Here is a 25,904-nt window from a genome sequence, read left to right on the forward strand (position 1 = left end):
TGCCGTCCGCGCCTGGCAAAGAAAAGCCCCGCCGGGCGAGCCGGGCGGGGCCGTATCTTCAGCGATGATCCGGGGATCAGCCTTCCGAAGCAGGGGCTTCGGCGGCTTCGTCCGCGGCGGCCGAGAGGGCGGCGGACGACACCTTGATGGTGGCGATCACGAAGTCGCGGTCGGTGATGGTGGCCGAGGCGCCTTGCGGCAGGGCGATGTCCGAGATGCGAATGGTGTCGCCCATCTGACGGCCGGTCAGGTCCACGACCAGCTCTTCCGGGATGCTGTCGGCGTTGACCAGGATCTCGACTTCGTGGCGAACGATCTCGAGCGAGCCGCCCGCGCGGGTGAACGGCGCTTCGTCGGCGTTCTTGAAGTGGACCGGCACGGAGATCTTGATCGGCGCATGCTCATCGACGCGCATCAGGTCGAAGTGCAGCGGGCGGTCCGACACCGGGTCGAACTGGACGTCCTTGGCGATCACCGGCTGGGTCTCGTCGCCGTACTTCAGCGTCACCAGGTGACCCAGCAGCTTGCCGGTGTAGAGCGACTTGCGGAAGTCCTTCTCGTTCACCGAAATGGCGACCGGGGCCTTGTCGCCGCCGTACAGGATGCCCGGCACCGAGCCGGCGCGACGGGCGGCGCGAGCGCCGCCGGTGCCGACGCCTTCGCGGACGTCCACGTTCAGAATGATCTCGGCCATGTGGCTCGCCTCAACAAACAACGGAAACGCCGCGCCTACGCCAGGCATGCGCGACGGGGTGATGCACCCTCGAATTCAAGAGCGCGGGCTAATACACGGATCGCATTGGATGCGCAACCGCCAGCTTGGGCGTCAGGCGGCGACCCTTTGCTCGATCAGCAGCGCCTGCGGGTCCTCGACGAGGGTCAGCAGTTCGGCGGCGTTGAAGGGCTTGGCGAGATGGCCGTCGGCGCCCGCCGCCTGACCGGCCGCGACATGTTCGGGCATGGCGTTGGCGGTCAGCATCACCAGCGGCGTGCGCGGCAGGCCGAGCGCGGCCTCGTGCAGGCGGATTTCGCGAACGGCGGTCAGGCCGTCCATCACCGGCATCTGCATGTCCATCAGGATCAGGTCGAAGTCGCAGGCGCGGGCCGCCGCGACCGCCTCGGCGCCGTTCTCGACCGAGGTCAGCTCCACGCCGGCTTGGGCAAGGATCAGTTCCACGACCCGCCGGTTGGTCGGATGGTCGTCGGCGACAAGGACCCGGCGGGACAAGGAGGCGTTCGCCTCCGAGTAGGCGGCGGGTTCGGACGCGCGCGGCGCCTCGGCCTGATGGAGACACAGGGTGAAGATGAAGGCGGAGCCCCCGCCCGGTTCGCTTTCGCAATCCAGCCGCCCGCCCATCAGGTCCGCCAGTTGACGGCAGATCGCCAGACCCAGGCCGGAGCCGCCGTAGCGCCGTGTGATGCCGCTGTCGGCCTGCTCGAAGCGGCTGAACATTCGCTCGCGGGCGTCCGCATCGAAGCCGATGCCGGTGTCCTCAACCGTGAAGCGCAAGGCGGCGGCGCCGTCATCCCGATCGGCCGTGCGTTCGACACGCACAGCGACAAAGCCGTTCTCGGTAAACTTCACCGCATTGGAGATCAGGTTCGTCAGCACCTGCTTGATGCGCACTGCATCGCCGCGGACCCAGACGGCGGCTTCCGGAGCGATATCGAGTTGGAAGCCGAGACGCTTCTCGCGTGCGTTCGCCGCGTACAGGTGAGCGGCTTCCTGAACCAGCTCGGGCAGGTTGAAAGGCTGCTCATCCAGCTCTAGACGGCCGGATTCGACGCGCGCCAGGTCTAGAATGTCGCCCAACAGCGCCTGCAGCGTCGCACCCGACGACTGGATCAGATCCACCATCTCGCGCTGCTCGCGCGAAAGATCGCTGCCGGCGAGAACCTGGGCCAGACCGACGACGCCGTTCAGCGGGGTTCGGATTTCGTGGCTCATGTTCGCCAGGAACAGGCTCTTGGCATGGTTCGCGGCTTCGGCAGCGTCCCTGGCTTCGGCCAGGATGCGGGCGTTGTTCTTGAGGTCGGTGATGTCATTGCAGACGGTGACGATGCCGCCTTCCGCCGTTGAGCGATGCTGCACCCGAAGCCAGCGCCCATCGGCGACCTGTTGCTCAAGGATGGCCGAAAGCCGGGCGCGATGCGTCATGCGTTCCGCCGCCCACTCCGCCTCGCGGCCGAGAGCGTCCGGATAGATGTGCCGATCCAGGCCGAGCTGCAGGATCTCACGACCTGTCATGCCGACCTTCAGGTGATCGGCGATTTCCGGATTCACTTCGACAAAGCGGGCGTTCCACAGCACCAGCCGGTCTTCCGAGTCGAAAAAGGCCAGACCGTCCGGCATGGCGTCCACCGCCTCGCGGATCTGCCGCAAGGCGCCGGATCGGGCGCTGAAGGTCGTCCAGCTTCTGATCAGGACCACGGCGATCACGAACAGCACGGCGCCCGCCATGATCATCTGCATGGAGGCGGGATCAAGACCCTCGCGGTTCGGCATGGGCTGGGGCGCGCCAAGCGTCAGGGCCGCCATGCCGGTGAAATGAAGCACGATCACCGAAAGTACCGCGCCCAAGGTCGTGATCCAGAAGCGGAGGTGGTCATTTCGGCGGTAGCAGGCCGCGGATCCGGCCCCGATGATCATCGCCGCGACGACCGAAGTCGCCACCAGGCCCAGATCCCAGGTCACTTCGAACGGCAGATTCATCGCCGCCATGCCCAGGTAGTGCATGGCGGCGATGCTGGCCACGCCTGTTGAAGCCGCAATGCAACGCGTCAGCGGGCGATTGCCGGCCATGGCCATGACGATTCCAACCCCGATCCCGATCAGGGCGACCAGAAGGGAGGCCATGGTCATCCAGGGCTCGAACGTCATGGCCGCGCCTGCGGCGTAGCCTTGCATGGCGATAAAGTGCGTGGCCCAGATCGCCAGCGCGCCGACCAGGGCCGCCAGCACGATCTTGTTTCGGCGCACGATGCCCCGGCGGATCCGCGCGCGCTCCATCAGATGGAATGCGGTGGCGATCCCGGTCAGACAGACGAGGCCGGCCAGCAGCGTCACCCGCCAGTCGTGTTCCATAGCCAGGCAAAACAGGATGCGGTTCAATGCGGACCTCTCTTCGCCTGCGACCTTGCCGTGCACTTCTGAAGATTTCGTGCGGCGACGCTTCCGTTGGGAAACATCGTCGATCAGCCGTCACAATCTCCGTGCAAGGAGAGGTTCACGGTGAGGGGCGGATCGTCGGGTCCGACCGGCAGGGACCGCCAGGGGGAAGATGTCCTACGAATTCTCGTCGTCGCCCGTCGCGCCGGCATCCGGCTCGCGGCTGTGGACCGCCGGCGCCAGCGGGGGGCTGGCGGCGCTGATCCTGATCGCCCTGGCCATTCTGCATCCGGAACTGGCGCCTTCGCTGATCGCCGGCGCGGTGCTGGTGGCGGGATCGACCTGGCTGATCAATCGGTCACGCGAGCCTTCCCGAGGCGTAGAGCCGCTTGCGCCGGAAACGCCCTCGGGCGAGCTCGCCTCCGCTGAACTTCTGGACGGCGCCCTGGAGGCTCTCGAGGACGCCGTTCTGATCGTGGGCGGTGAGGAGCCGGACGACATCGCCGGCCGCCGCATCGTCATGGCCAATCAGGCGGCGCGCGACCTCTTGCGGGTGCAGCGACGCGGCGGGCTGCTGGTGCAGGTGATGCGCGATCCGGGCGTGCTGGAGGCGGTGGACGAGGCCTTGTTCGGCGGCGTGTCGCGCGTCACCGACTACACGACCGGCGGCGCGCGCGATCGGCGCTGGCGGGCGTGGAGCCGGCCATTGGCCCCGGCGCGACAGGGAGAGGCGCTGGCGCTTCTGGTGCTGCGTGACGAGACCGACGCCCGCCGGACCGAGATGATGCGCGTCGACTTCCTGGCCAACGCCAGCCACGAGCTTCGCACGCCGCTGGCCTCGCTCAGCGGCTTCATCGAGACCCTGAAAGGGCATGCGCGCGACGACACCCGCGCGCGCGACCGGTTCCTCGACATCATGGCCGCGCAGGCCGAGCGGATGACGCGGCTGGTGGCGGACCTCCTGTCGCTGAGCCGCATCGAGCTGAACGAGCACATCCCGCCGTCGGGGCGTGTGGCGCTGGACGCGGCCGCCTCGGACGTGATCGACGCGGTCAGCGTGCTGGTCAAGGACCGGCAGGTCGAGGTGCGGCTGAACGCCCAAGGGCGAACGCACGTGGTGGGTGAGCGGGACGAGATCGTGCAGGTGGTGCAGAACCTGCTGGACAATGGGGTGAAATACTCGCCGTCCGGCGGCGTTGTGGACGTCACCGTCCGGCGCGACCTGACGTTTGATCAGGCTCTGGCGGGTCAGATGGGGGGCGCGACGCGCCTGTCGCTGCTGACGCCAGATCGGGATGTCGGCACGCGCTACGCGGCGGTCACGGTGCGGGACTACGGGCCGGGCATGGCGCGCGAGCATCTGCCCCGCCTGACCGAACGGTTCTATCGCGTCGAGGGCCAGAAGAGCGGCGAACGGCTCGGCACCGGGCTTGGCCTCGCCATCGTCAAGCACATCATCAATCGTCACCAGGGCGGGCTGACCGTGGAAAGCACCCTGGGCGCAGGCTCGGCGTTCACCGCCTGGTTCCCCATGCCGAAGCATGAAGCGTAGCGGTTCCGACCAACCTTCGCTGTTACGCAACTGTCATCCGGCCGTCGTAATCCGCTGAACATTCGCGGGCAGGTTCCGCGCCGTGACGATCCCGGGCGGAGAGTCGCTGTTCGCGCCTGCAAGGCGCCTGGTTGGACCCCGAATGATCTGGCTGTCCCTGCTTGTTCTGATCGCGTTGTCGGCGGCGGCCTGGTTCGGCGGGCGCGCCGTGGCGCGGCGTCGCGCCGCGGGCATGCGCTCGCATTCGCGTCCGGGTCAGCATGGCGCCTATGCGCTGATCTGGGTCGCTGCGCCGGCGCTGTTGGCGCTGGTTCTGGCTGCGGCCTTTTCCGGCGGCATCGAAAGCCGGCTGATCCGTGCGGGGGCGCCTGAGAGCGTCGCGCAGCTGGAGCCATTCCGTCGTCAAGCGTTCTTCGCCGACGCCCGTTTGGTGGGGCAGGGCAGGCCGGCGCTGCAGATCTGGCCGGCCCCTCTGGCGCAGGCGCTGCCCGCCGAGGGCCAGCGCATGATCCGCATCGAGCGCACCTTGCAGTGGGGCGGAGCCCTGGCGGCGGTGCTGCTGGCCATCTTGGGCGGGCTGTTCGCCTTCTCCCAGCTTCGACCCGACAAGCGCATCCGCAACCGCGTCGAGGGCTGGGTCTACGGCGCGCTGTTCGTCTGTTCGGCGGTGGCGGTGCTGACCACCATCGGCATCATCTCGTCGCTTGTTTGGGACTCGTTCCGCTTCTTCCAGTCGGTGCCTGTGACCGAGTTCCTGTTCGGCACGCAATGGAGCCCGCAAGTGGCGATCCGCGCCGATCAGGTCGGCTCGTCCGGCGCATTCGGAGCCGTGCCGCTGTTCGCCGGCACCCTCTTGATCATGCTGATCGCCATGGCCGTGGCCGCGCCCATCGGCCTGATGTCTGCGATCTATCTGTCCGAGTACGCCGGGTCCCACGCGCGCGCGGTGGTCAAGCCGCTGCTGGAGATCCTCGCCGGCGTGCCGACTGTCGTGTACGGCTTCTTCGCGGCGCTGACGGTGGGGCCGCTGCTGCGGGTCTTCTTCAACGAGATCGGCCTGTTTCTGATCGGCGGCCCGCTGAACGGGCTGGGGCAGTATCTGGCGCTGGTGCAGAACCAGATGGCGCTGACGGCGGGCGCGGTGATGGGCATCATGCTGATCCCGTTCGTATCCTCGCTGTCCGACGACATCCTGAATGCGGTGCCGCAAAGCCTGCGCGACGGCTCGTCGGCGATGGGCGCGACCAAGTCCGAAACCGTCAAGCGCGTGCTGTTGCCGGCCGCCCTGCCGGGCATCGCCGGCGCGCTGCTGCTGGCCGTGTCGCGCGCCATCGGCGAGACCATGATCGTGACCATGGCGGCGGGGCTGGCCGCGAACCTGACCTTTAACCCGCTGGATACGGTGACCACCGTGACGGTGCAGATCGTGACGCTGCTGACCGGCGACCAGGAGTTCAACAGTCCCAAGACGCTGGCGGCGTTCGGCCTGGGCCTGACGCTGTTCCTGGTGACCCTGACGCTGAACATCATCGCCCAGCGGATCGTCCAGACCTATCGGGAACAGTATGACTGACGCGACCCCCGACATCCTGGCGGCCGCGCCCGACAAGCGCCTCGACCGGCTCAAGGTCGGGCTGAAGCGTCGGCACGCGCGCGAGCAGTGCTTCAAATGGTACGGCCGCATCGCCATCGGCGCGGCGCTGCTGTTCCTGGTCATCCTGCTTGGGCGGATCGTCGAGCAGGGGCACACCGCCTTCTACGCTCACAGCGCGACCGTTCCGGTCTACATGGACCCGGCGCGCGTGGACCGCGCCTATCCGCAGGGCACCAACTTCGAAGAACTGGCGGCCCAGCAGCTGCTGGCGCGATGGGGCGTGGCCGATCCGACGGGCGAACAGGCCACCGCCATGCGCTCGCTGTTCTCGTCCGAACTGAAGTTCGTGGCGGCCGAAACCGTCAGCCGCCGGCCGGAGGTGATCGGGCAGACCGTGCCGATCGACGCGCCGCTTTCGGATGACGCCGATCTCTATCTGAAGGGCGAAATCTCGCGCGACACGCCCGAGGATCAGCGTCGCCTCTCGAACCAGCAGATCGGCTGGCTGGAGCGGCTGAAGGCCGAGGACGCCGTTGCGGCTCACTTCAACGCGACGCTGTTCACGCAGGGCGACTCGACCCAGCCCGAACTGGCGGGCGTTCTGGGCGCCATTGTCGGTTCGGCCCTGATGCTGCTGGTCACCGCCCTGATCGCCATTCCGGTGGGCGTCGGCGCCGCCGTCTGGCTGGAAGAGTTCGCGCCCAAGAACAAGCTGACCGACATCATAGAGGTCAACATCAACAATCTGGCCGCGGTGCCGTCCATCGTCTACGGCCTGCTGGGCCTGGCCCTGTTCATCAACTGGATGAACCTGCCGCGCGCCAGTCCGATCGTGGGCGGCCTAGTGCTGGCTCTGATGGCGCTGCCGACGCTGATCATCGCCACGCGCTCGTCGCTGAAGGCGGTGCCGCCGTCGATCCGCGAGGCGGCCCTGGCCATGGGCGCCAGCCGCACCCAGACGGTGTTCAGCCACGTCTTGCCGCTGGCCATGCCAGGCGTGATGACCGGCGCCATCATCTCCATGGCGCACGCGCTGGGTGAGACCGCGCCGCTGCTGCTGATCGGCATGGTCAGCTTCGTGCCCGGCGTCCCCGCCGCCATCGACCAGCCGGTCGGCGCCCTGCCGTCGTTGATCTACATCTGGGAGAACGCTTCCGAACGCGCGTTTCATGAACGCACGGCGGCGGCGATCCTGGTGCTGCTGGTTTTCATGATCGTGATGAACCTGGCGGCCATCATCCTGAGGCGGCGCTTCGAGCGTCGGTGGTAAGAGCATGAAGTTCAACATTTTCCGCGCCACCGACGACCGCACGGGCGGCCGCGCCGATCCGACCGAGGCACCCCGCATGGGCGGCCAGGTTCTGCCCGAGGTCACGCCCGCACAGGAGCCGGCGCCGGTCGCGCCGCGCATGGAGGACGCCACCCCCGCGACGGGCCCGACCGTGGTCGACAGTCCGCCGGAAGGCCCCATCAAGATCGCCGCCAAGGACGTGTCGGTCTTCTATGAGGGCAAGCAGGCGCTGTACGACGTCTCGCTGGACATCCCCGACAAGACGGTGACCGCATTCATCGGTCCGTCGGGCTGCGGCAAGTCGACCTTCCTGCGGACCATGAACCGCATGAACGACACCATCCACGGCGCGCGCGTCACCGGCCGCATCGAGATGGACGGCGAGGACATCAACGACCGCGGCCTCGATCCCGTACTGCTGCGCGCGCGCGTCGGCATGGTGTTCCAGCGGCCGAACCCGTTCCCCAAGTCGATCTACGAAAACGTCGCCTACGGCCCCAAGATCCACGGGCTGGTCAGCGCCAAGTCCGAGATGGACGGAGTGGTCGAAAGCGCGCTGAAGCGCGCGGGTCTGTGGGAAGAGGTGGCCGACCGGCTGCACGCCTCGGCCACCGGCCTGTCGGGGGGCCAGCAGCAGCGCCTGGTGATCGCCCGCGCCATCGCCGTGGATCCCGAGGTGATCCTGATGGACGAGCCCTGCTCGGCGCTGGACCCCATCGCCACGGCGCGGATCGAGGAGCTGATCGACGAACTGCGCGAACGCTTCTGCATCGTCATCGTCACCCACTCGATGGCCCAGGCGGCGCGCGTCAGCCAGCGCACGGCCTTTTTCCACCTGGGGCGCCTGGTCGAGACCGGCGACACCGAAACCATCTTCCAGAACCCGCGCGAGCGGCGCACGCTCGACTACATCACCGGCCGCTTCGGCTGAGGACCGCGTCATGAACCAGCATACCGTCAAGGCCTACGGCGACGAGCTGAACCAGATCACGGCCGAGATCGCCCGCATGGGGGGCCTGGCCGAGGCCCAGGTGGCCGACGCCATCGACTCCGTCGCCCGCCGCGACGTGGGGCTGGCCCGATCTGTAATCGAGCGCGACAGCAAGCTGGACCAGCTGCACCGCGACATCGAGAAAAAGGCGATCCGCATGATCGCGCTGCGCCAGCCGGTCGCCTCCGATCTTCGCCGCACCTACGGCGCCATCAAGATGGCGTCGGACCTGGAGCGCACCGGCGACCTCGCCAAGAACATCGCCAAGCGTGCGCTGGTGCTGGCGGAAAGCGAGCCGATGCAGCCGCTGACCCGCTCCATCGAGCGGATGGGGCGGCTGGTGTCGATGCGTCTGCGCGACGTGCTGGACGCCTATACGGCCTCGGAGGTCGATCGGGCCCTGGCCGTCTGGCACACCGACGACGAGGTGGACGAGCACTACAACGCCCTGTTCCGCGAGCTCCTGACCTACATGATGGGCGATCCGCGCACGATCGGCGCCTGCACCCACCTGCTGTTCATGGCCAAGAACCTGGAGCGGATCGGCGACCACGCGACCAACATCGCCGAAACCGTCCACTACGAGATCACCGGCGACGACATTATGGGCGAACGGCCGCGCGCGCAGCCGACGCCCGAAGACAACGCGCCGACCCCGAACCTGCCCACCAACTAAGCTTGCGACCGCGCCGGAGAGTCTGACGTGCAGCCCTATATCCTTGTGATGGAAGACGAGGACGCGCTGGCGACCTTGCTTCAGTACAACCTCGAAAAAGAAGGCTACGACGTCGCCGTCGCCTCTGACGGCGACGAGGGCATGCTGCAGATCGACGAGCGCATCCCGGACCTGGTCCTGCTGGACTGGATGCTGCCCAAGCTGTCGGGCATCGAGGTGTGCCGTCGCATCCGCAACCGGCCCGAGACGCGCAATCTGCCGGTGGTCATGCTGACCGCGCGCGGCGAGGAGACCGACCGCGTGCGCGGCCTGGACACCGGGGCCGACGACTATCTGACCAAGCCGTTCTCGATGGTCGAGCTGATGGCCCGCATCCGCGCGGTGCTGCGTCGCATCCGACCGGGCCTGGCCGACGACCGGCTGAACCACGGCGACATCGTGGTGGACCGCGTCTCGCACCGGGTGAAGCGAGCGGGGCAGGAGGTGCACCTGGGCCCGACCGAGTTCCGGCTGCTGGACCACTTCATGCAGCATCCGGGCCGCGTGTTCAGCCGCGAGCAGCTGCTGGACGCGGTGTGGGGATCGGACGTCTATGTCGAGGCGCGCACGGTGGACGTGCACGTCGGGCGGCTGCGCAAGGCGCTGAACCTCGGCGACAGCCCCAATCCGATACGCACCGTGCGCTCGGCCGGCTATTCGCTGGATCTGGAAGGCTGAGGCCGACGGCTCAGACCTGAGCCGCGGTCACCTCGTCCGGTTCGATGTCGTAGACCGAGGCGCAGTATTCGCACGTCACGCGAATCTTGCCGTCATCCTCCACCATGTCGCCCCGCTCGGCGGGATCGAACGAGGCCAGCACCGACACGATCCGGTCGCGCGAGCAGCGGCACACCGCCGACAGCGGTCGCGCGTCCTCCAGCCGCACGCCGTCCTCGTGGAACAGGCGGAACAGCAGGGTCTCGGGGCCGACGGTCGGATCGATCAGCTCGTCGTCGCCCAGCGTCGCGAACAGCGCGCGGGTGCGGTCCCACACTTCCTCGGTCGAGCCGCGCGCGGCGTCGGAGGCGATCACCTGGATCATGGCGCCGCCGGCTCGCCACTGGGTTCCGGCCTCGGTTTGGGCCGAGCCGACCGCCAGCCGCACCTTGGTCGGCACCTGCTCGGACTGTTCGAAGTAGTGCTCGGCGCACAGCGACAGGCTTTCGCCCTCGATCGGGGTGATGCCCTGCGTGCGCTCGAAGTCGGGGCCGCGATCCAGCGTCATGATGAACACGCCCTTGCCCAGGAGGCTTTGCGCCCCGGGGCGTGCAAAGCCCTGCGACGCCGCCTCGACCTCCGCCTCTTCGTAGCGGCAATAGCCGCGCAGCGATCCGGCCGTGTCATAGTCGGCCACGACATAGCGCACCGGCCCGTCGCCCTGCGCCTGGACGATCAGGCGGCCCTCGAACTTGAGGCTGGAGCCGACCAGGGCCGCAAGCGCACAGGCTTCGCCCAGCAGGGCGGCGACCGGCTCGGGATAGGCGTGGGCGCCCAAGATCTTGTCGATGGTCTCGCCCAGCCGCACCAAGCGACCGCGCACCGGCCAGCCCTCGATCTGAAAGGCGGCGGCGAGGTCGTCGGACGGCGGCAGAATGGCGTTGTCGTGCGCGTGATCGGTCACGGCGAGGTCCTTCAAGGATCGAAATGCGGATTGGCGGGCTAGATAGGCGCCGAAGCCGTCGATGGTAAGGGCGGGCGCGTTTCCAGCGCGTCGGAACGGGCAGGGCGGGGCCTCGTTCTAGCGGTCCTTCTTTCAGAACCGCGAGCCTCGATGCCCAGACCGAACCTGAAGCCGCTGGACCAGCAAACTGTGGTGGTCACCGGCGCCACCTCCGGCATCGGCCTCGCCACGGCGCGGCGTGCGGCGCGCGCAGGCGCCGCCGTGTTCCTGATCGCGCGTGGAGGAGGCGACCTCGCGGAACTGAACGCCGAGCTCGAGGCCAAGGGCGCGCGCGTCGGCTGGGCCGCTGTTGATGTGGCGGACAAGGACGCTCTGGCCGAGGCGGCCGAGCAGTGCCGTCGCCAGTTCGGCGGCTTCGACACCTGGGTCAACAATGCGGGCATCTCGATCTTTGGCGAAATCCGCAAGACGAAACTGGAAGACCAGCGCCGCCTGTTCGACACCAACTATTGGGGCATGGTGAACGGCTCGATCATCGCCGCCGAGCATCTGCGGGATCGGCCGGGCGGCGGCGCGATCATCAACATCGGCTCGACGCTGGGCGACATGGCGATCCCGGTTCAGGGCGTCTATTCGGCCTCCAAGCACGCGGTGAAAGGCTTCACCAACGCATTCCGCATCGAGCTGATGCGCGACAAGGCGCCGATCGTGCTGACCTTGGTCAAGCCGGGCCCGATCGCCACCCCCTACAGCCGGCATGCGCGCAACCTGACGGGCAAGCCCATGCACAATCCGCAGCCGGTGTATGCGACCCACGTCGTGGCGGATGCGATCCTGCACTGCGCGCAGCATCCGGTCCGCGAGATCACGGTGGGCGGCTCGGGCCGCGCCATTTCGTCCTTCTACAATCTACTGCCAGGCTTGGCGGAACCACTTTTCGCCCGGTTCGCTCCTTCGCTGTTGCGGGACCGGGGTTCCGCCTACTTGCCGGCCGACGACGGGCTCTACCGCCCGACCGAGGACGGCCTCGATGAAGAGGTTCACTATCCCATGGTCCGACAGTTCGACGCCCTGGCCGAAGCTCGCAAGCATCCGGGGATCACCGCCGGCGGCGCGGCCCTGATCCTGCTGGGCGCGGCGGCCGCCGTCTATCTGACGCAGCGCAGCGGCCCGACCCGCTATCAGCGCTTCCGCAACCGCATCGACCCGCGCGGCTGGGTCGACACCGAGGCGCTGCGCGATCGCTTCGCGGACGCCGTCGACGCCTTCAAGCACGGCGCCGAAGACTTGGGCGACCGCGCCGCCGGCGTCGGCTATGAGGCGCGGGGCCGGTTCAAGTCGGCGCACGCCAAGTCGCGCGAGGCCCTGCACCACCACGGCAAGCAGGCGCGCCGCTATGCCGACGATGCGGGCGCCTATGCCCGCGATCACGCCAAGGAAGGCGGCGCTCTGCTGGCGGTCGCCACGCTCGCCGCTGCCATCGGCGCCGCCGTCTGGGAAAGCCAGCAGCCGGACAGCCGCGTTCGCCGCCTGATCGACCGGATTTAAGTCCGCAGAGAACACGCATTGCCTTGTCGCGCCGTCCGGCTTTGTCCGGGCGGCGCGGTTCGTTATGCAGGACGCCATGACCCAGCGCCCGACCCTGATCTTCGACTTCGATTCGACCCTGGTCAGGTTCGAGACGCTGGAGGCGTTGGCGGATGTGGCCCTGCAAGGGGCGCCGGATGCGCAGGCCGTGCGATCCGAGATCGCCGCCCTGACCGATCGCGCCATGGCGGGCGAAATCCCGTTCGGAGAGGCCTTGCGTCAACGCCTGGCGCTGCTGCCGCTGCGGCGCGAGCATGTGGAGGCCGTGGCGGCCCGGGCGATCGACGCCCTGACGCCATCGGTCCGGCGCAATCTGCGCTTCTTCGCCGAGGCCAGGGGGCGGGTGGTGATCCTGTCCGGCGGCTTTCGCGAGATCATCGCGCCGGTGGCCGAGGAACTGGGCGTTTCCGGCGACCGCGTGCTGTGCAACGACCTGATCTATGACGACGGGGGACGGGTGATCGGCGTCGACGACGCCAATCCGCTGAGCCATGCGGACGGCAAGCCGCGCGTGATCCACGATCTGGCGCTGAGCGGTCGCGTGGTCATGGTCGGGGACGGCTGGAACGATGCGGAGGTCAAGCTGGCCGGGGCGGCCGACGCCTTTTACGCCTTCACCGAGATTGTGCGTCGTGCGCCGGTGATCGAGGTCGCCGACGCCGAGGCCGGTTCGCTGGACGAGGTGCTGCACGCCGAGGGCCTGGTTGGTCGCTGGTCCTTTCCGCGCAGCCGCATGAAGATGCTGCTGCTGGAGAACATCCACCCTGCGGCGGTCGAGCGCCTTTCCCAGGCCGGGTACGCGGTCGAGACGGTCAAGGGCGCGTTGGACGAGGACGACCTGATCGCCGCCATCAAGGGCGTGCACGTTCTGGGCATCCGCTCCAAGACCAACGTCAGCCGTCGGGTGCTGGAGGAGGCCGACCGTCTGATGGCGGTGGCCGCCTTCTGCATCGGCACCAACCAGATCGACCTGGCGGCGGCGGCGGACCATGGCGTCGCCGTGTTCAACGCCCCTTATTCCAACACCCGCTCGGTGGTGGAACTGGCCGTCGGGTTGATGATTGCCCTGATGCGCGACGTGGCCGACAAGTCCGCCGCCATGCACCGGGGCGAGTGGAACAAGTCGGCGACCGGCTCGCGCGAGCTGCGCGGCAAGACGTTGGGCATCGTCGGCTACGGGGCCATCGGCTCGCAGCTGTCGGTTCTGGCTGAAGCTCTGGGCATGCGGGTGATCTTCCATGATTTGTCCGAGCGGCTGGCGCTGGGCAATGCGCGACGCATGCGGTCGCTGGACGCCCTGCTGGCCGAGAGCGACGTGGTGACGCTGCACGTCGACGGGCGGACTGAGAACACGAACATCTTCGGCTCAGCGCAGTTCGCGCGCATGAAGGCAGGGGCGCTGCTGCTGAACCTCTCGCGCGGTCATGTGGTCGATGTCGGCGCGCTGGCGCAGGCGCTGCAGGGCGGACGTCTGGGCGGCGCCGCCGTCGACGTCTTCCCCGAGGAGCCGCGCACCAACGCCGATCCGTTCGATAGTCCGCTGATGGGCCTGAAGAACATGATCCTGACGCCGCACATCGGCGGCTCGACCGAAGAGGCGCAGGAAGCCATCGGCGAGTTCGCGGCCGAGCGGCTGCTGGGGTATCTGAACCGGGGCGACACCACCTTCTGCGTCAACCTGCCGAACGTGCAGCTTGCGGAGGTGTCCGGCGCGCACCGGCTGCTGCACATCCACCGCAACCAGCCGGGCGTGCTGGCCGAACTGAACCAGGCCTTGGCGGCGGCGGGGCTGAACATTCTGGGCCAGCACCTGAAGACGGACGAGCGCACCGGCTATGTCATCACCGATGTCGACCGCGACTACCAGCCTGAGGCGCTGAAGGCGCTGCGTGACCTGCCGGGCACGCTGAGGTTCCGCACCCTGCACTGAGCCGCCAAGGCTTACGCAACGGCATCTTGAAACTGTCGCAAACAGGCGCAGAGTGCACGCGAACGGCCGCGATCACGACGGCCGCGGGAGGATCTGGATGTTTCGCTTTCTTCACGGGGCCGCCGTCTCGGCCCTGACCCTGGCCGCCGCCTGCGGCGCGGCCGCATCGGCCGAGGCCCAGACCTATGACCGGCTGGTCGTGTTCGGCGACAGCCTCAGCGACAACGGCAATCTGTATCTGGCCTCGGGCCGCACCCAGCCGCCGTCGCCGCCCTATTTTCAAGGGCGTTTTTCGACCGGACCCGTGTTCACCGAGCTGCTGGGCTTCAACGCCGCCAACTTCAACGGCGCGGTAAGCGGCAGCATCAACCTGGCGTTTGGCGGATCGCGCACCGACGCCTCGGCGACCGTGCCGCCCGGCATGCTGGCCCAGCTGGCGCGCTACACCGCCGCCGGTGGTCGCTTCGGAGCCGGCGACCTGGTCAGCGTCCTCGGCGGGGCGAATGACATCTTCCAAGGGCTGCCGGCGGCGGGCGCCTCGGCCAACCCCGTCGCGGCGATCACGCCGGTGGCGCTGCAGGCCGCAGGCAACATCAACGCCCTGGTGAACAGCGTGGCGGGCGCCGGCGCGGGGACCATCCTCGTCACCAACCTGCCCAAGCTCAGCCTGACTCCGCAGTTCCGAAACACGACGGCGGCGCCGCTGGCCGACTATGCGGTGACCACCCTGAACGGCGCGCTGGCGACAAACCTGGCGGCCACTGCGGCGGCCCGGCCGAACAGCAACATCGTCATGGTGGACCTGTTCAAGATCAGCGACACCCTGGCGGCCAATCCCGAACGCTTCGGCGTGACCAACGTCACCGACGCCTGCCTGAATGCGGCGACCGGCGCGGTGTGCTCCAATCCGTCGAGCTATTTCTATTTCGACGGCGTGCACCCGACCGCGACGGGACACCGCATCATCGCGGCGCTGGCGACGGACTACCTCTACTACGGCGACATCGGTGCTCAGAGCGCCCTGCAGGGCGAAACCGGCTTCCGCCACAGGGAAGAGACGCTGGACATGGCCAGCGAGGCGTTGTCGGGGCGCGCACCCTGGACGGCGGGGACTTCGATCTCGGCGGCGGTGACGGGCGACAGCGTTGACATCGACGCGCGCGGCCCGGTGCGCTCGGCCAGCAGCGAAGGCTGGGGCGGGCGCATCGCCCTGGAATCCGGCCCGTCCGAGAGCCTGCGCTTCGGCTTGGCGGGCAGCTATCGTGGATCGGATGTCTCGGGCGGCGCGCTGGCCTTCCAGGCGGAGAGCTACGGCCTGGACCTGTATGGCGGCTGGCGCATGGAGGGCGGTCCGTTCGTCAACGCGGCGGTCGGCGTGGCGCGCGACCGCTATGACGACATCGAGCGCCTGACCACGGTCGCGCCGATTGTCCACACCGCCGACACCGACGGCCTGAGCAAGGGCGCGCGCGTCCAGGCCGGGACCTGGATCGAGATGGGCGGCCTGTCGCTTTCGCCGCGCGCGGCGCTGGCCTGGACCTCTTCAGAGGTGGAAGGCTACGTCGAAGACGGCGTGGCGGCGCAATATGCCTATGAGGACCGCACGGTGGAGGCGCTGACGGGCGAGGTCACCCTGCGCGCCGAGGCCGAAATGGGCCGGTTCGGCCTGTTCGCCGAGGGTGGCTATCGCGACGCGCTGGACGACAGCTCGGAAGGCGTGCGCGTCGGCCTCTACAACAATCCGGCGCGGGTGCTGGAGCGCGAGGTCGAGGAGCCGTTCGGCGGTCAGGTGCTGGCCTCCGCCGGCGTCGAGGGCGCGGTCGGTCCGCTGCAGATCACCGTCGGATATCGCGGCCGGTTCGGCGATCATGCCGACAGCCACATGGGCGGCATCCAGCTGCGCCTGCCGCTCTAGGGCCGGGCCCCATGAACAGGACTCCCGGCGATCGCGGATTGTGGCTCTCTTCCGTGGAAACAGGAGGACGGGCATGGCTTCGGAGTTCTGGCTGACGAATGCGCAGTTCGAGCGGCTTCGGCCGTTGCCGCCGAACACGCCGCGCGGCGCGCCACGGGTGGATGATCGGCGGGTGATCTCGGGCATAATCCATGTGCTGATCAGCGGGGGACGCTATAGTTATGCATTTGCGACGCCTGCTGTTGGATCGTGGAACCCGCCGCGTCATCCCAAACAGCCCTTGTCGCAAGAACCTCCCCGCCTTCGGCCCGCAAGCCGGTAAGCGCCGAAACCGTCGAACGCGCCTTCTGCCGCATCAAGGACTTTCGACGCGTCGATACCCGATACGACAAACTGGCGTGCACCTACGCCGCCGCAATCGCTCTCGCCGCCATCATCTCTTTGTGGTTGTGAGTCTAGGGCCTACAGCAGACGCATGACCGCGCCCGCCATCCCGCCCAGCCCGTCGGCCGAGGAATACGCCCGCGACTATGCCGCCGCCCTGGCCGCCAACAGCGACGAGGCGGCCTTCGAGCGCGACGATCCGATCGGCCTGTTCATCGACTGGCTGGCCGAGGCGCGCGCGCACGAGATCAACGACTCCAACGCCATGACCCTGGCGACGGTGGACGCCGACGGCATGCCCGACGCGCGCATCGTGCTGCTGAAGGACGTGGATGCACGCGGCTTTACCTTCTACTCCAACAGCGAGAGCGCAAAGGGGATCGAGCTGGACGCCCGCCCTTCCGCCGCCCTGGTGTTCCACTGGAAGAGCCTGCGTCGCCAGGTGCGGGTGCGCGGTTCGGTCGAGCCGGTGAGCCGAGACGAGGCCGACGCCTATTTCGCCAGCCGCGCGCGGGAAAGCCGCATCGGCGCCTGGGCCTCGGATCAGTCGCGCCCGCTGCCGGACCGTCAGGCGCTGGTGGATGCGGTGGCCCAACAGACGGCACGGTTCGAAGGCCAGGACGTGCCGCGTCCCGAACGCTGGACCGGCTGGCGCGTGCGCCCCCTCGCCATCGAGTTCTGGCGCGACCGCCCCTTCCGCCTGCACGACCGCCTGCGCTTCGTCCGCGACGGCGAGGCCTGGCGGCGCGAACGCCTCTGGCCCTAAGCTCTTGTTGATCCGTCATCCTCGCCCTCGTGGCGAGGATCCAGACTCCCGGTGTGGCCGACATCGCGGCGATTCAAAAAAGCGTCCGCATCGACGGTCACCACAGCCGCCTGAGTCTCTGGATCCTCGCCACAAGGGCGAGGATGACGCGCATTGAGACACGCCGGTCAACCAGTCGGCGGTGCAACATGGCTCTGCCGTAGCGAAAACTTGACCCTAGGCCAGAAGCGGCTTCAGCAGCGGATGCGCCAGCACCGGCGCCGCCAGCCGCACCACCGCCTGCGGGTCCTCCAGCCTGACGGCGGCGGTCGCATCGGCCACGATGAAGTCCGCGTGGGTGCGTGACGGCTCGGTCAGCCGCTCATGCCCTGGCCGGACCGTCAGCAGATACTGATGGATCACCGAATCCGCCGTGCGACCGCGCTCGCTCTGATCGCGCAGCAGCCGTCGGATGAAGCGGATGTCGGCGGGCGTGTCGACGAACACCCGGATGTCGAACAGGGCGGTCAGCTCCGGGGTGCACAGCACATGCGTCCCCTCCACGACCACCACCTCGGCCGGCGCCACCGCTTCGCCGCCCGGCTCGCGCCCGTGGTGGATGAACGAGTAGACCGGGGCCTCCACCCCGCGTCCGGCCTTCAGCTCGGACAGGTGGGCGGTCAGCAGTTCGTGATCCCGCGCCGCCACGTCGTCGAAGTCGAAGGTCTCGGCGTCGAAGTCGGGCAGGGACGCCGCATCGCGATAATAGGAGTCCTCGCGCATCAGCACGGCGGCGCCCGCGGGCAGGGCCGCCACCAGCGCCTCCGCCAGCGTGCTCTTGCCCGAACCCGAGCCCCCGGTAATCGCGATCAGAATGGCCATGCGCGCCTTTAGCCCCTGCGTCGCCGCCGCGCCACCAGGGACCATGCGCCGCGTCCGCAGCGATTGCTAAACGTCGATAAGTCGGGATAGCGTCGCGGCCAAGCATCGCGGTCAAGGTCGATGCACTCACGGATTTGGGACGGATAGAACGATGCTGGGATTGATGCAGGACTGGCCGCTGACGGTCGACAAGATCATCGATCACGCCCGCAACTGGCACGGCGACCGCGAGGTGGTCACGCGCTCCGTCGAGGGACCGATCGTCCGCACCACCTATGCCGCCATTCATGAGCGCGCCAAGCGCCTGTCGAACGCGCTGAAGGCCTGGGGGATCGAACCTGGCGACCGCGTCGCCACCCTGGCCTGGAACAGCGCCAACCACATGGAGACCTGGTACGGGATCATGGGCATCGGCGCGGTCTGCCACACTCTGAACCCGCGCCTCTTTCCCGAACAGCTCGGCTGGATCATCAATCACGCCGAGGACCGGGTCGTCTTTACCGACCTGACCTTCCTGCCGCTGCTGGAGGCGGTGCTGCCGCACTGCCCGACGGTCGAGCGGGTGGTCGTCCTGACCGACGCGGCGCACCTGCCGCAGACAAAAATCCCGAGCCTCCAGGACTACGAGAGCGTCTTGGCCGGGCAGTCGGCCGACTGCGCCTGGGGCGGCTTTGACGAAAACACCGCCTGCGGCCTCTGCTATACCTCCGGCACGACGGGCAATCCGAAGGGCGTGCTCTACTCCCACCGCTCGAACTTCCTGCACACCTTCATGGCCATGACGGCCACGGTGATGGGGGCGACGCCCAGCGAGGTGATCCTGCCGGTGGTGCCCATGTTCCACGCCAACGCCTGGGGCATCGCCTTCGCCGGTCCGGCCTCGGGGACCAAGCTGGTCATGCCCGGCGCGCGCATGGACGGCGCGGCGCTGTACGAGCTGATCGAGGGGGAGGGCGTCACCTTCTCCGCCGCCGTGCCCACCGTGTGGCAGGGCCTGTTCGCGCACATGAAGGCCAACGACCTGCGCTTCTCGACGTTGAAGCGCGTGCTGATCGGCGGCTCGGCCTGTCCCGAAAGCCTGATCCGCGGCTTCCAGCAGGACTTCGGCGTCGAGGTCACCCACGCCTGGGGCATGACCGAAACCTCGCCCATCGGCACCATCGGCCACCTGCCGCCCGAGATCGCTGGCCTGCCCTATGACGAGCAGATGAAGTGGCGGACCAAGCAGGGCGTGCCGCCGCTGGGCGTCGAACTGGCGCTGAAGGACGAAGCCGGTCAGCCGGTCGCCCACGACGGAGAGACTTTTGGTCGGCTGATGGTCAGGGGCCCCATCGTCGCCGCCGGCTACTTCAAGTCGGACGCCTCCATCCTGGATGATCAGGGCTTCTTCGACACCGGCGACATCGCCACCGTCGATCCGCAAGGCTTCATGCAGATTACCGACCGCGCCAAGGACGTGATCAAGTCGGGCGGCGAGTGGATTTCCTCCATCGAGATCGAGAACATCGCGGTCGGCCATCCCAAGGTCGAACTGGCGGCCGTGATCGGCGCCCCGCACGCCAAGTGGGACGAACGCCCCGTGCTGATCATCAAGCTCAAGCCCGGCGAGACGCTGAACAAGGCCGAACACCTCGATCACCTGCGCGGCAGGATTGCCAAATGGTGGATGCCCGACGACGTGGTCCAGGCCGAGGACATCCCGCTGGGCGCCACCGGCAAGATCGACAAGAAGCTGTTGCGCGAGCGGATGAAGGACTACCGTCTGCCCGAATCCGCCTGACGGCGTCCGCAAGCAGGGGAGGGCCGATGCCCGCGACCGCGCCGTCCACGAACCCGGCTCGCCAGCGGCTCGCCGCGCACCTGATGACGCCGCTGGTTGCGCTGTCCGTGGCCGCGCCTCTGCTGGTGCTGGTCGCGGTGTTGCTGGTCCGGCTGGGCGTCGTCGATCTTGCCTTCGGCCATGACCTGCTGACGTGGCGCGTCGCGCGCATGCTCGCCTGGATCGGCCTGGCGGCGGGGCTGATCGCGGCGGTCGCAGCGCTCACCTCGCGCACGCGGGTTCTGCCCGCCGCTGCGGCTCTCTGCATCGCCGGGGCGACCGTCGGGGCCTTTGGCTTTCAGGCCAGCCGCTTCGACCGCGACTGGCCGCTGGACGTCGCCACCAACACCGAAGAGGCCCCGGGCTTCTCGGCCCTGGCCGGGTTCCACAGGGACGAGGCCGCCACGGCCGACGCCGCGTCGTGCTCCACGGCCGCAGCCATCCCCAGCCAGCTGGCGGCCCAAACCGCGGGCGGCGCCCTGGTCGATGCGGGCTTTCCGGTGGTTCGCGCCGCCGCCTTTCAAGTCGAGGGCGTGCACGAGGCCGCCTGGTTCGGCCGCGCCTTTGACGCCGTCATCCGCATCCGCCCCGGTCGAACCGACATACGCGTGGCCGCGCGCGGCGATCGCCCCGACGGCGGCGCGACCTGCCGCCTGGCCGCCAAGATCGCCGCCAATCTGCGTCCCTGACGATCAGCCCAGCCTGAAGCGCGCCTCCGCCACCGGCGCCGGATCAGCCGTCACCCGCCCTTCGCGGCACAGCTTGACCAGGTGCGCCAGCACCGACAGCGCCGCCGCCGGCCACAACCGCTTGTCCACCCCGACATAGAGGCGCGGCAGCATCTGCTCGATCGTCTCGTCCCCCGCCGCCAGCCGCTTCAGCACCTGCGCTTCGCGTCGCGTCCGATGCTCGCGATAAGCCAAAAGGAACGGCCCCGGCTCGGTGATCGGCGCGCCGTGCGTTGGGTACAACGTCGAAAACCCCCGCGCGATCACCGCATCCAGGCTCTGCATATAGTCGGCCATGTCCCCGTCCGGCGGCGCCACGACGGTGGTGGCCCAGCCCATCACATGGTCGCCGCAGAACAGGGCGTTCTCCTCGCGCAGCACAAAGGCCATGTGGTTCGACGCATGCCCCGGCGTCGCCATCGCTTCAAGCGTCCAGCCGTCGCCTTCGATCACCTCGCCGCCGACCAGCACCTCATCGGGGACGAAAGCCGGGGCCTCATCCTCGTCGGCACCTCCCGACGCGTGAGTCTCCCTGACGGGCGATCGCATCGCCAGCACCCTGGCCCCCGTCGCTTCGGCAAAAGGCCTCGCCAGCGGCGCATGATCCCGATGCGTATGCGTCACCAGCACATGGCTAACGACCCGCCCATCAACTGTTCTGAGCAGCGCCTGCAGATGCCCCTCGTCCAGCGGCCCCGGATCGATCACCGCCACCGACGCCCCCGGCTCATCCCGCCCCACGATGTAGGTCCCGGTGCCCTTAAAGGTGAAAGGCCCCGGATTGTCGGCGATCACCCGCTCGATCAGCGGCGTCAGACGATCGGCGTGGCCGTAGGCGAAGGGGAAGTCGCGCACAAAGGGAATCAAGCCGCCGGGTCCTGTTCGTTCGCTGACGCCGCAGGTCGCATATCAGCCGCGAGGGGTTCCCGCACTGCCGCACAGGCGGCAGACCGCCCCCTGTACGGCAGGGATCGGCGAGGCATCGACATGCATTGCAATAGGCAAGTGCGCAACGATCTTGCTGCGCTTCAGCCGAAATTGTTGGTTTCAACCACCTCGCCGCCTGAAAAACATATGACTGTTTCGCGTCACGACTGTGGCTCAACTGAGACAGTCGTTAGCGCGCGTCATTACCTGTCCGCAATCCGGATGGACGCGGTGGCGTGGACACATATTGTCGCATCCAATCTGCGCGCATTTGGGGGCGCGGAGCATGACCTGCATCGGCGAGAACTCGCCGACCACTCAGGAGGATGCCGTTTTGACTATTCAAACCATTCGTGAGCGCCTGCTGGCCTCCACGATGATCGGTGGCGTGGCCTTGGCGGCGGCCGTCGCGCTGCCGGCAGCCGCGGTGCTGGTCGCGCCGACGACGGCTGCGGCACAGGACTTCACTTCCGGCGCTATCCAGGGTGAGGTTACGAACACCGCAGGCCAGCCCGTGGTCGGCGCAACCGTGACTGTCTCGCAGAACGAGCGGGCTTTTACCCGAACAACGACAACCAACGAGCGCGGCAATTTCCGCGTGGCCGGTGCGCCCGTGGGTAACTACACCGTCACGATCTCCGGGCCTGGTATCGACACCTACACCGACAGCAACGTCTCGATCCTGCTCGGTTCCACGCGGGATTATGGCTTCACCGTCAGTCAGGCTGGTGCGGCGGGCGAGGCGCTGGACGACATTGTTGTCGTCGGGACACGCGCTGCTCGGGTTGACTTCGATCGCACCACCACCGGGATCAACCTCGACGTGCAGGAGACGTTCGATCGGCTTCCGACTTCCCGCAACATCGCAGCCATCCAGCTTCTGGCGCCGGGGACGACTCCTGGCGACAGCGCCTTTGGCAACGAAGTGTCGATCAACGGCTCTTCGGTCGCCGAGAACGTCTTCTACCTTAACGGTATGAACATCACCAATTTCCGCACGCTGTTGGGCGGAAACACGGTGCCCTTCACCTTCTATCAGCAAGTTGACGTGAAGACCGGTGGCTTCCAGGCAGAATTCGGCCGCAACACCGGCGGCGCGGTGATCGCAACTAGCCGGTCCGGCGGAGATGAGTTCCACGGGGGTGTTGACGTCTACTGGGGACCTGACGAGCTGCGCGAGCAGGTTCCAGATACGACCTTCATCAACGCAGACAACTCTGTCAGCGTCACACCGAATGATCTGGATGTCCGTGACAGCCTAGATGCCAACGTCTGGTTGTCAGGGCCGCTGTGGAAGGAGCACGCGTATTTCTTCGGCTTCTACAACTATCGAGACAACTCTCAGGAAGATACGGGCTCGTCGGGCACGCTGACCCGAACGACGTTCGACGACCCCTTCTACGGCGGTAAGCTCGATCTATATCTGAACCCAGATCACCGTCTGGAGATCACGTATTTCAACGACGATCAGTCTAATGAGACCACCCAACTGCTGTCTGGAGCCACGGAGCCGTCGAGGACCTTCAACGAGTCCGGCGGTGAAACTTCGATCTTCCAGTACACCGGCAACTTTACGGACTGGTTGACGATCTCGGCTCTTTACGGCTCCAACAAGTTCAACCAGACCATCGCCGGGTCAGCTGATTCCGAACCAAGCGTGATAGGCTTCGCTGGCCAAGGTACACTTCGCGGTAACCCTGCGCAGTTGATCGAGGCTGGTCAGGACGAGCGTAAGCTGTATCGCCTTGATGCCGATGTCTACGTCACGAACTTCTTCGGCGACCACCACTTCCGGATCGGCGCCGACCGCGAAGATCTGACGACGACGAGCGTCACGAGCTTCTCCGGCGGCATCCAATATGTGTACCGCGGACCCGCGACCACCACTCAGGTCGGCGGCCTCGTGCCGGCGAACACGCCTTACGTTCGCGTGCGTGACATCCGCCGTGGCGGATCGTTCGATATCGAACAGACCGCCTTCTACATCCAGGATGCCTGGGATGTGACCGATCGCCTGTCACTGCAACTCGGCGTGCGCGCGGAGAAGTTCGACAACAAGGATGACACCGGCGCAACCTTCGCCGCCACGGATTACGACATCTCGCCGCGCATCGGGGCGACCTATGACCTCTTCGGGGATCAGAGCACCCGCCTGTCGGCATTCTACGGCCGGTATTACATTCCAATCGCCGGCAACACGAACCTGCGCCTGGCGGGCGCCGAGCTCTTCACGGACACCTACTACCTATATAACAGCGTCGGCGGCCTTACCCTCAATCCGGGTGAGACACAGGCTCAGCTGATCCTCCGGTGTGCTCAGGATCGGTCAAATACCTGCGCGCCCGGACTCGCCGCGACTCCGTTGCAGACGATTGTCAACTCGAACGGTGAACGCTCTGCTGCAACATCGCTGGTCTCGCAGAACCTGGATGCGCAGAACCAGGACGAGTTCATCGTCGGCATCACGCATCAGCTCGAAAGCGGCTGGCGCTTCTCCGCGAACGCCACGTATCGCGAGTTGAACGCCGTGATGGAGGACTACGACACGTCCTTTATCATTGACGATTACTGTGCGTCCGTCGGCATCACGCCTGCAAACTGCGGCGCCATCAACAACGCTGGCGAATACGTCCTGCTCAACCCGGGTAAGGATCTTGTCATCACCCCGGATGCGACCAGCTTCCCGGCGCTGGCAGGCCAGACCATCACGATCCCCGCCGCGATCCTGGATATCCCGGAAGCCGAGCGGACCTATCAAGCGCTCGAACTGTCCTTTGAACGTCCGTGGGATGGCAAGTGGGCGCTTCAAGGCTCGGTGGTGCTTTCCGAGTCGGAGGGCAACATCGAGGGCGGCGTGAAGTCGGATAACGGCCAGGACGACACCGGGTTGACTCAGGACTTCGATGAGCCGGGCTGGACCGATGGTTCTTTCGGCTTCCTGCCCAACCACCGTGGCCAGACCTTCAAACTCTTCGGCTCGTATGCTCTGACGGACGACATCACACTGGGCGCCAACATCTTCGTCCAGTCGCCCCGCCATTACGGCTGCATCGGCTCCTACCCGTTCGATGACGGTCGGGCGCAACCCGCTACAATCACAGCGAACTACTGTGTTCGTGGAGCGACAAGCGTGCTGACTCCCCGCGGCAGCCAGTTCTCTGGTCAGTGGAACAAGAGGATCGATGCGTCTGTTGCGTGGAACATTCCGACATCCATGGCGGGGCGGCTCCAGTTGCGCGCAGACGTCTTCAACCTGTTCGATTTCCAGGGCGCTGCTGACTATGACGAGGTGGGTGATCTGAGCGCGGGCACCGCCAGCCCGAACTACAAAAACATCATCTCCTACCAGGCCCCCCGTAACATTCGCCTGGGCCTCTCCTACCAGTTCTGATCTGATAGAGTTGGACCTAACAGGAACGGCGGCGGGCTTCGGTCCGCCGCCTTTTTCTTTGCGCCGAACAATGGCCACAGGGATCGGGGAGCTTGGCTGTGCGTTAGCGCGTCCCAGGATCAACAATGGAAGCTTCCATGCGTCTGTTCTCAGCCACCCTTGCCCTTGTCAGCGTTCTGAGCGCGCCCGCTTGGGCGCAGGAGACGGATGGGCCGATCGCGACGGCTACGGCACGGGGCGAGGCGACCGATTCGGTGCGGTTGCGTGAGGCGCTGGCCTATTCCAATCCGCTGCCGACGGGCGCGCCGACGGCGGACTATCCGCTGGTGGCGTGGTGCGATGCGCTGGTGACCGGCCATGCGGATCTGGGCGAGACCCTGACCAACCGGTCGGCGGAGGATACGGAGCTGGTGCGGTTGGGCCGTCTGGAGGCGCAGGATTTCCGGGGCGCCCTGGCGGCGGCGGAACCGCGTCAGAGTGCGGCGGCGAAGGCCGAGGCGCGGGCGGCCGCGGCGGCCGCCAAGGCCAAGTGGGCGCCGCTGCTGACGCAGACCGACGAGCGGGTGCGCAGCGAATCCTTTGGCCTGTTCTTCGGCCTGCCGGGCCGGTGCGAGCATGCGGCGCGCCGCATCCGCGACAACATCACCACGCCGCCCGCGACGCCCGCCGACGTGGGCCTGCGCGAGGCGCCGGCCTCGGAGGCGCCCGCGTCCTGACCGTGGG

At 67.4% G+C, this 25,904-nt stretch carries 19 protein-coding genes and 3 pseudogenes; 17 read left to right on the forward strand and 5 right to left on the reverse strand.

Annotation, left to right across the window (positions count from 1 at the left end; all coding sequences use genetic code 11):
• Nucleotides 1-76: 76 nt before the first annotated feature.
• Together KY493_RS04030 and KY493_RS04035 are read right to left on the reverse strand one after the other, a co-directional pair.
• Nucleotides 77-694 carry a 50S ribosomal protein L25/general stress protein Ctc gene (locus KY493_RS04030; RefSeq protein ID WP_219897706.1) on the reverse strand — a complete coding sequence of 206 codons (618 nt, stop codon included), beginning with the start codon at nucleotides 692-694 and terminating at the stop codon, nucleotides 77-79.
• Nucleotides 695-826: 132 nt separating this feature from the next.
• Entirely contained in the window at nucleotides 827-3,112 is a 2,286-nt protein-coding gene (locus KY493_RS04035) for an ATP-binding protein (protein ID WP_255568017.1), read from the reverse strand.
• A 169-nt stretch (nucleotides 3,113-3,281) separates the two neighbouring features.
• Between KY493_RS04035 and KY493_RS04040 the strand changes: the two genes are divergently transcribed.
• The 6 genes from KY493_RS04040 (at nucleotide 3,282) to phoB (ending at nucleotide 9,930) form a co-directional block, all read left to right on the forward strand.
• Nucleotides 3,282-4,661, forward strand: a complete 1,380-nt coding sequence (locus tag KY493_RS04040; protein WP_219897707.1) for an ATP-binding protein — start codon at nucleotides 3,282-3,284, stop codon at nucleotides 4,659-4,661.
• A gap of 142 nt (nucleotides 4,662-4,803) precedes the next feature.
• Nucleotides 4,804-6,234 (forward strand): phosphate ABC transporter permease subunit PstC, encoded by a 1,431-nt coding sequence (gene pstC / locus KY493_RS04045; RefSeq protein ID WP_219897708.1) that lies wholly within the window; start codon nucleotides 4,804-4,806, stop codon nucleotides 6,232-6,234.
• Nucleotides 6,227-7,525 carry a phosphate ABC transporter permease PstA gene (pstA, locus tag KY493_RS04050; protein WP_219897709.1) on the forward strand — a complete coding sequence of 433 codons (1,299 nt, stop codon included), beginning with the start codon at nucleotides 6,227-6,229 and terminating at the stop codon, nucleotides 7,523-7,525. The genes pstC and pstA overlap by 8 nt, the downstream gene beginning before the upstream one ends.
• A 4-nt stretch (nucleotides 7,526-7,529) precedes the next feature.
• Nucleotides 7,530-8,477: a phosphate ABC transporter ATP-binding protein PstB gene (gene pstB / locus KY493_RS04055; protein WP_255568018.1), complete on the forward strand. Its 948-nt coding sequence runs from the start codon at nucleotides 7,530-7,532 to the stop codon at nucleotides 8,475-8,477.
• A 10-nt stretch (nucleotides 8,478-8,487) separates the two neighbouring features.
• Nucleotides 8,488-9,213 carry a phosphate signaling complex protein PhoU gene (gene phoU / locus KY493_RS04060; protein WP_219897710.1) on the forward strand — a complete coding sequence of 242 codons (726 nt, stop codon included), beginning with the start codon at nucleotides 8,488-8,490 and terminating at the stop codon, nucleotides 9,211-9,213.
• A gap of 27 nt (nucleotides 9,214-9,240) precedes the next feature.
• Nucleotides 9,241-9,930 (forward strand): phosphate regulon transcriptional regulator PhoB, encoded by a 690-nt coding sequence (gene phoB, locus KY493_RS04065; RefSeq protein WP_219897711.1) that lies wholly within the window; start codon nucleotides 9,241-9,243, stop codon nucleotides 9,928-9,930.
• A gap of 10 nt (nucleotides 9,931-9,940) precedes the next feature.
• Here the strand turns inward: phoB and KY493_RS04070 are convergent, their stop codons facing one another.
• Nucleotides 9,941-10,873 (reverse strand): Hsp33 family molecular chaperone, encoded by a 933-nt coding sequence (locus KY493_RS04070; RefSeq protein WP_219897712.1) that lies wholly within the window; start codon nucleotides 10,871-10,873, stop codon nucleotides 9,941-9,943.
• Nucleotides 10,874-11,023: 150 nt separating this feature from the next.
• Here KY493_RS04070 and KY493_RS04075 point away from each other — a divergent pair, with 150 nt between their 5' ends.
• The 7 genes and pseudogenes from KY493_RS04075 to pdxH all read left to right on the forward strand — a co-directional run bounded on the left by KY493_RS04075 (nucleotide 11,024) and on the right by pdxH (nucleotide 17,455).
• Complete coding sequence (locus KY493_RS04075; protein ID WP_219897713.1) at nucleotides 11,024-12,421, forward strand: SDR family oxidoreductase; 1,398 nt, start codon at nucleotides 11,024-11,026, stop codon at nucleotides 12,419-12,421.
• A gap of 76 nt (nucleotides 12,422-12,497) precedes the next feature.
• A pseudogene (locus tag KY493_RS14615) lies at nucleotides 12,498-13,025 on the forward strand (HAD family hydrolase); the annotation flags it as partial.
• A gap of 135 nt (nucleotides 13,026-13,160) precedes the next feature.
• Nucleotides 13,161-14,390 carry a phosphoglycerate dehydrogenase gene (gene serA, locus KY493_RS14620; RefSeq protein WP_370627366.1) on the forward strand — a complete coding sequence of 410 codons (1,230 nt, stop codon included), beginning with the start codon at nucleotides 13,161-13,163 and terminating at the stop codon, nucleotides 14,388-14,390.
• Between the two features lie 97 nt (nucleotides 14,391-14,487).
• Nucleotides 14,488-16,305 carry an autotransporter domain-containing protein gene (locus KY493_RS04085; protein WP_219897715.1) on the forward strand — a complete coding sequence of 606 codons (1,818 nt, stop codon included), beginning with the start codon at nucleotides 14,488-14,490 and terminating at the stop codon, nucleotides 16,303-16,305.
• 73 nt (nucleotides 16,306-16,378) lie between these two features.
• Nucleotides 16,379-16,531, forward strand: a pseudogene (locus KY493_RS14430) (IS5/IS1182 family transposase); the annotation flags it as partial.
• Between the two features lie 107 nt (nucleotides 16,532-16,638).
• Nucleotides 16,639-16,758: pseudogene (locus KY493_RS14435) on the forward strand (IS5/IS1182 family transposase); the annotation flags it as partial.
• A gap of 22 nt (nucleotides 16,759-16,780) precedes the next feature.
• A complete protein-coding gene (pdxH, locus tag KY493_RS04095; protein WP_219897716.1) occupies nucleotides 16,781-17,455 on the forward strand; it encodes a pyridoxamine 5'-phosphate oxidase in 675 nt (224 codons plus the stop codon).
• 216 nt (nucleotides 17,456-17,671) lie between these two features.
• Here the strand turns inward: pdxH and udk are convergent, their stop codons facing one another.
• Nucleotides 17,672-18,316 carry a uridine kinase gene (gene udk, locus KY493_RS04100; protein WP_219897717.1) on the reverse strand — a complete coding sequence of 215 codons (645 nt, stop codon included), beginning with the start codon at nucleotides 18,314-18,316 and terminating at the stop codon, nucleotides 17,672-17,674.
• A gap of 151 nt (nucleotides 18,317-18,467) precedes the next feature.
• Between udk and KY493_RS04105 the strand changes: the two genes are divergently transcribed.
• Nucleotides 18,468-20,096 carry a long-chain-fatty-acid--CoA ligase gene (locus tag KY493_RS04105; protein WP_219897718.1) on the forward strand — a complete coding sequence of 543 codons (1,629 nt, stop codon included), beginning with the start codon at nucleotides 18,468-18,470 and terminating at the stop codon, nucleotides 20,094-20,096.
• A gap of 26 nt (nucleotides 20,097-20,122) precedes the next feature.
• Nucleotides 20,123-20,824: a hypothetical protein gene (locus KY493_RS04110; protein WP_219897719.1), complete on the forward strand. Its 702-nt coding sequence runs from the start codon at nucleotides 20,123-20,125 to the stop codon at nucleotides 20,822-20,824.
• Between the two features lie 3 nt (nucleotides 20,825-20,827).
• On the opposite strand, the gene KY493_RS04115 is transcribed toward KY493_RS04110, so the two are convergent.
• The gene (locus tag KY493_RS04115; protein ID WP_219897720.1) at nucleotides 20,828-21,730 is read right to left on the reverse strand and encodes an MBL fold metallo-hydrolase; all 903 of its coding nucleotides are present in this window, start codon (nucleotides 21,728-21,730) and stop codon (nucleotides 20,828-20,830) included.
• A 346-nt stretch (nucleotides 21,731-22,076) separates the two neighbouring features.
• Between KY493_RS04115 and KY493_RS04120 the strand changes: the two genes are divergently transcribed.
• Together KY493_RS04120 and KY493_RS04125 are read left to right on the forward strand one after the other, a co-directional pair.
• The gene (locus tag KY493_RS04120; RefSeq protein WP_219897721.1) at nucleotides 22,077-25,181 is read left to right on the forward strand and encodes a TonB-dependent receptor domain-containing protein; all 3,105 of its coding nucleotides are present in this window, start codon (nucleotides 22,077-22,079) and stop codon (nucleotides 25,179-25,181) included.
• Between the two features lie 137 nt (nucleotides 25,182-25,318).
• Nucleotides 25,319-25,897: a hypothetical protein gene (locus KY493_RS04125; RefSeq protein ID WP_219897722.1), complete on the forward strand. Its 579-nt coding sequence runs from the start codon at nucleotides 25,319-25,321 to the stop codon at nucleotides 25,895-25,897.
• Nucleotides 25,898-25,904 lie beyond the last annotated feature (7 nt).

Source organism: Brevundimonas sp. PAMC22021, from assembly GCF_019443405.1.
Lineage (GTDB): Bacteria > Pseudomonadota > Alphaproteobacteria > Caulobacterales > Caulobacteraceae > Brevundimonas.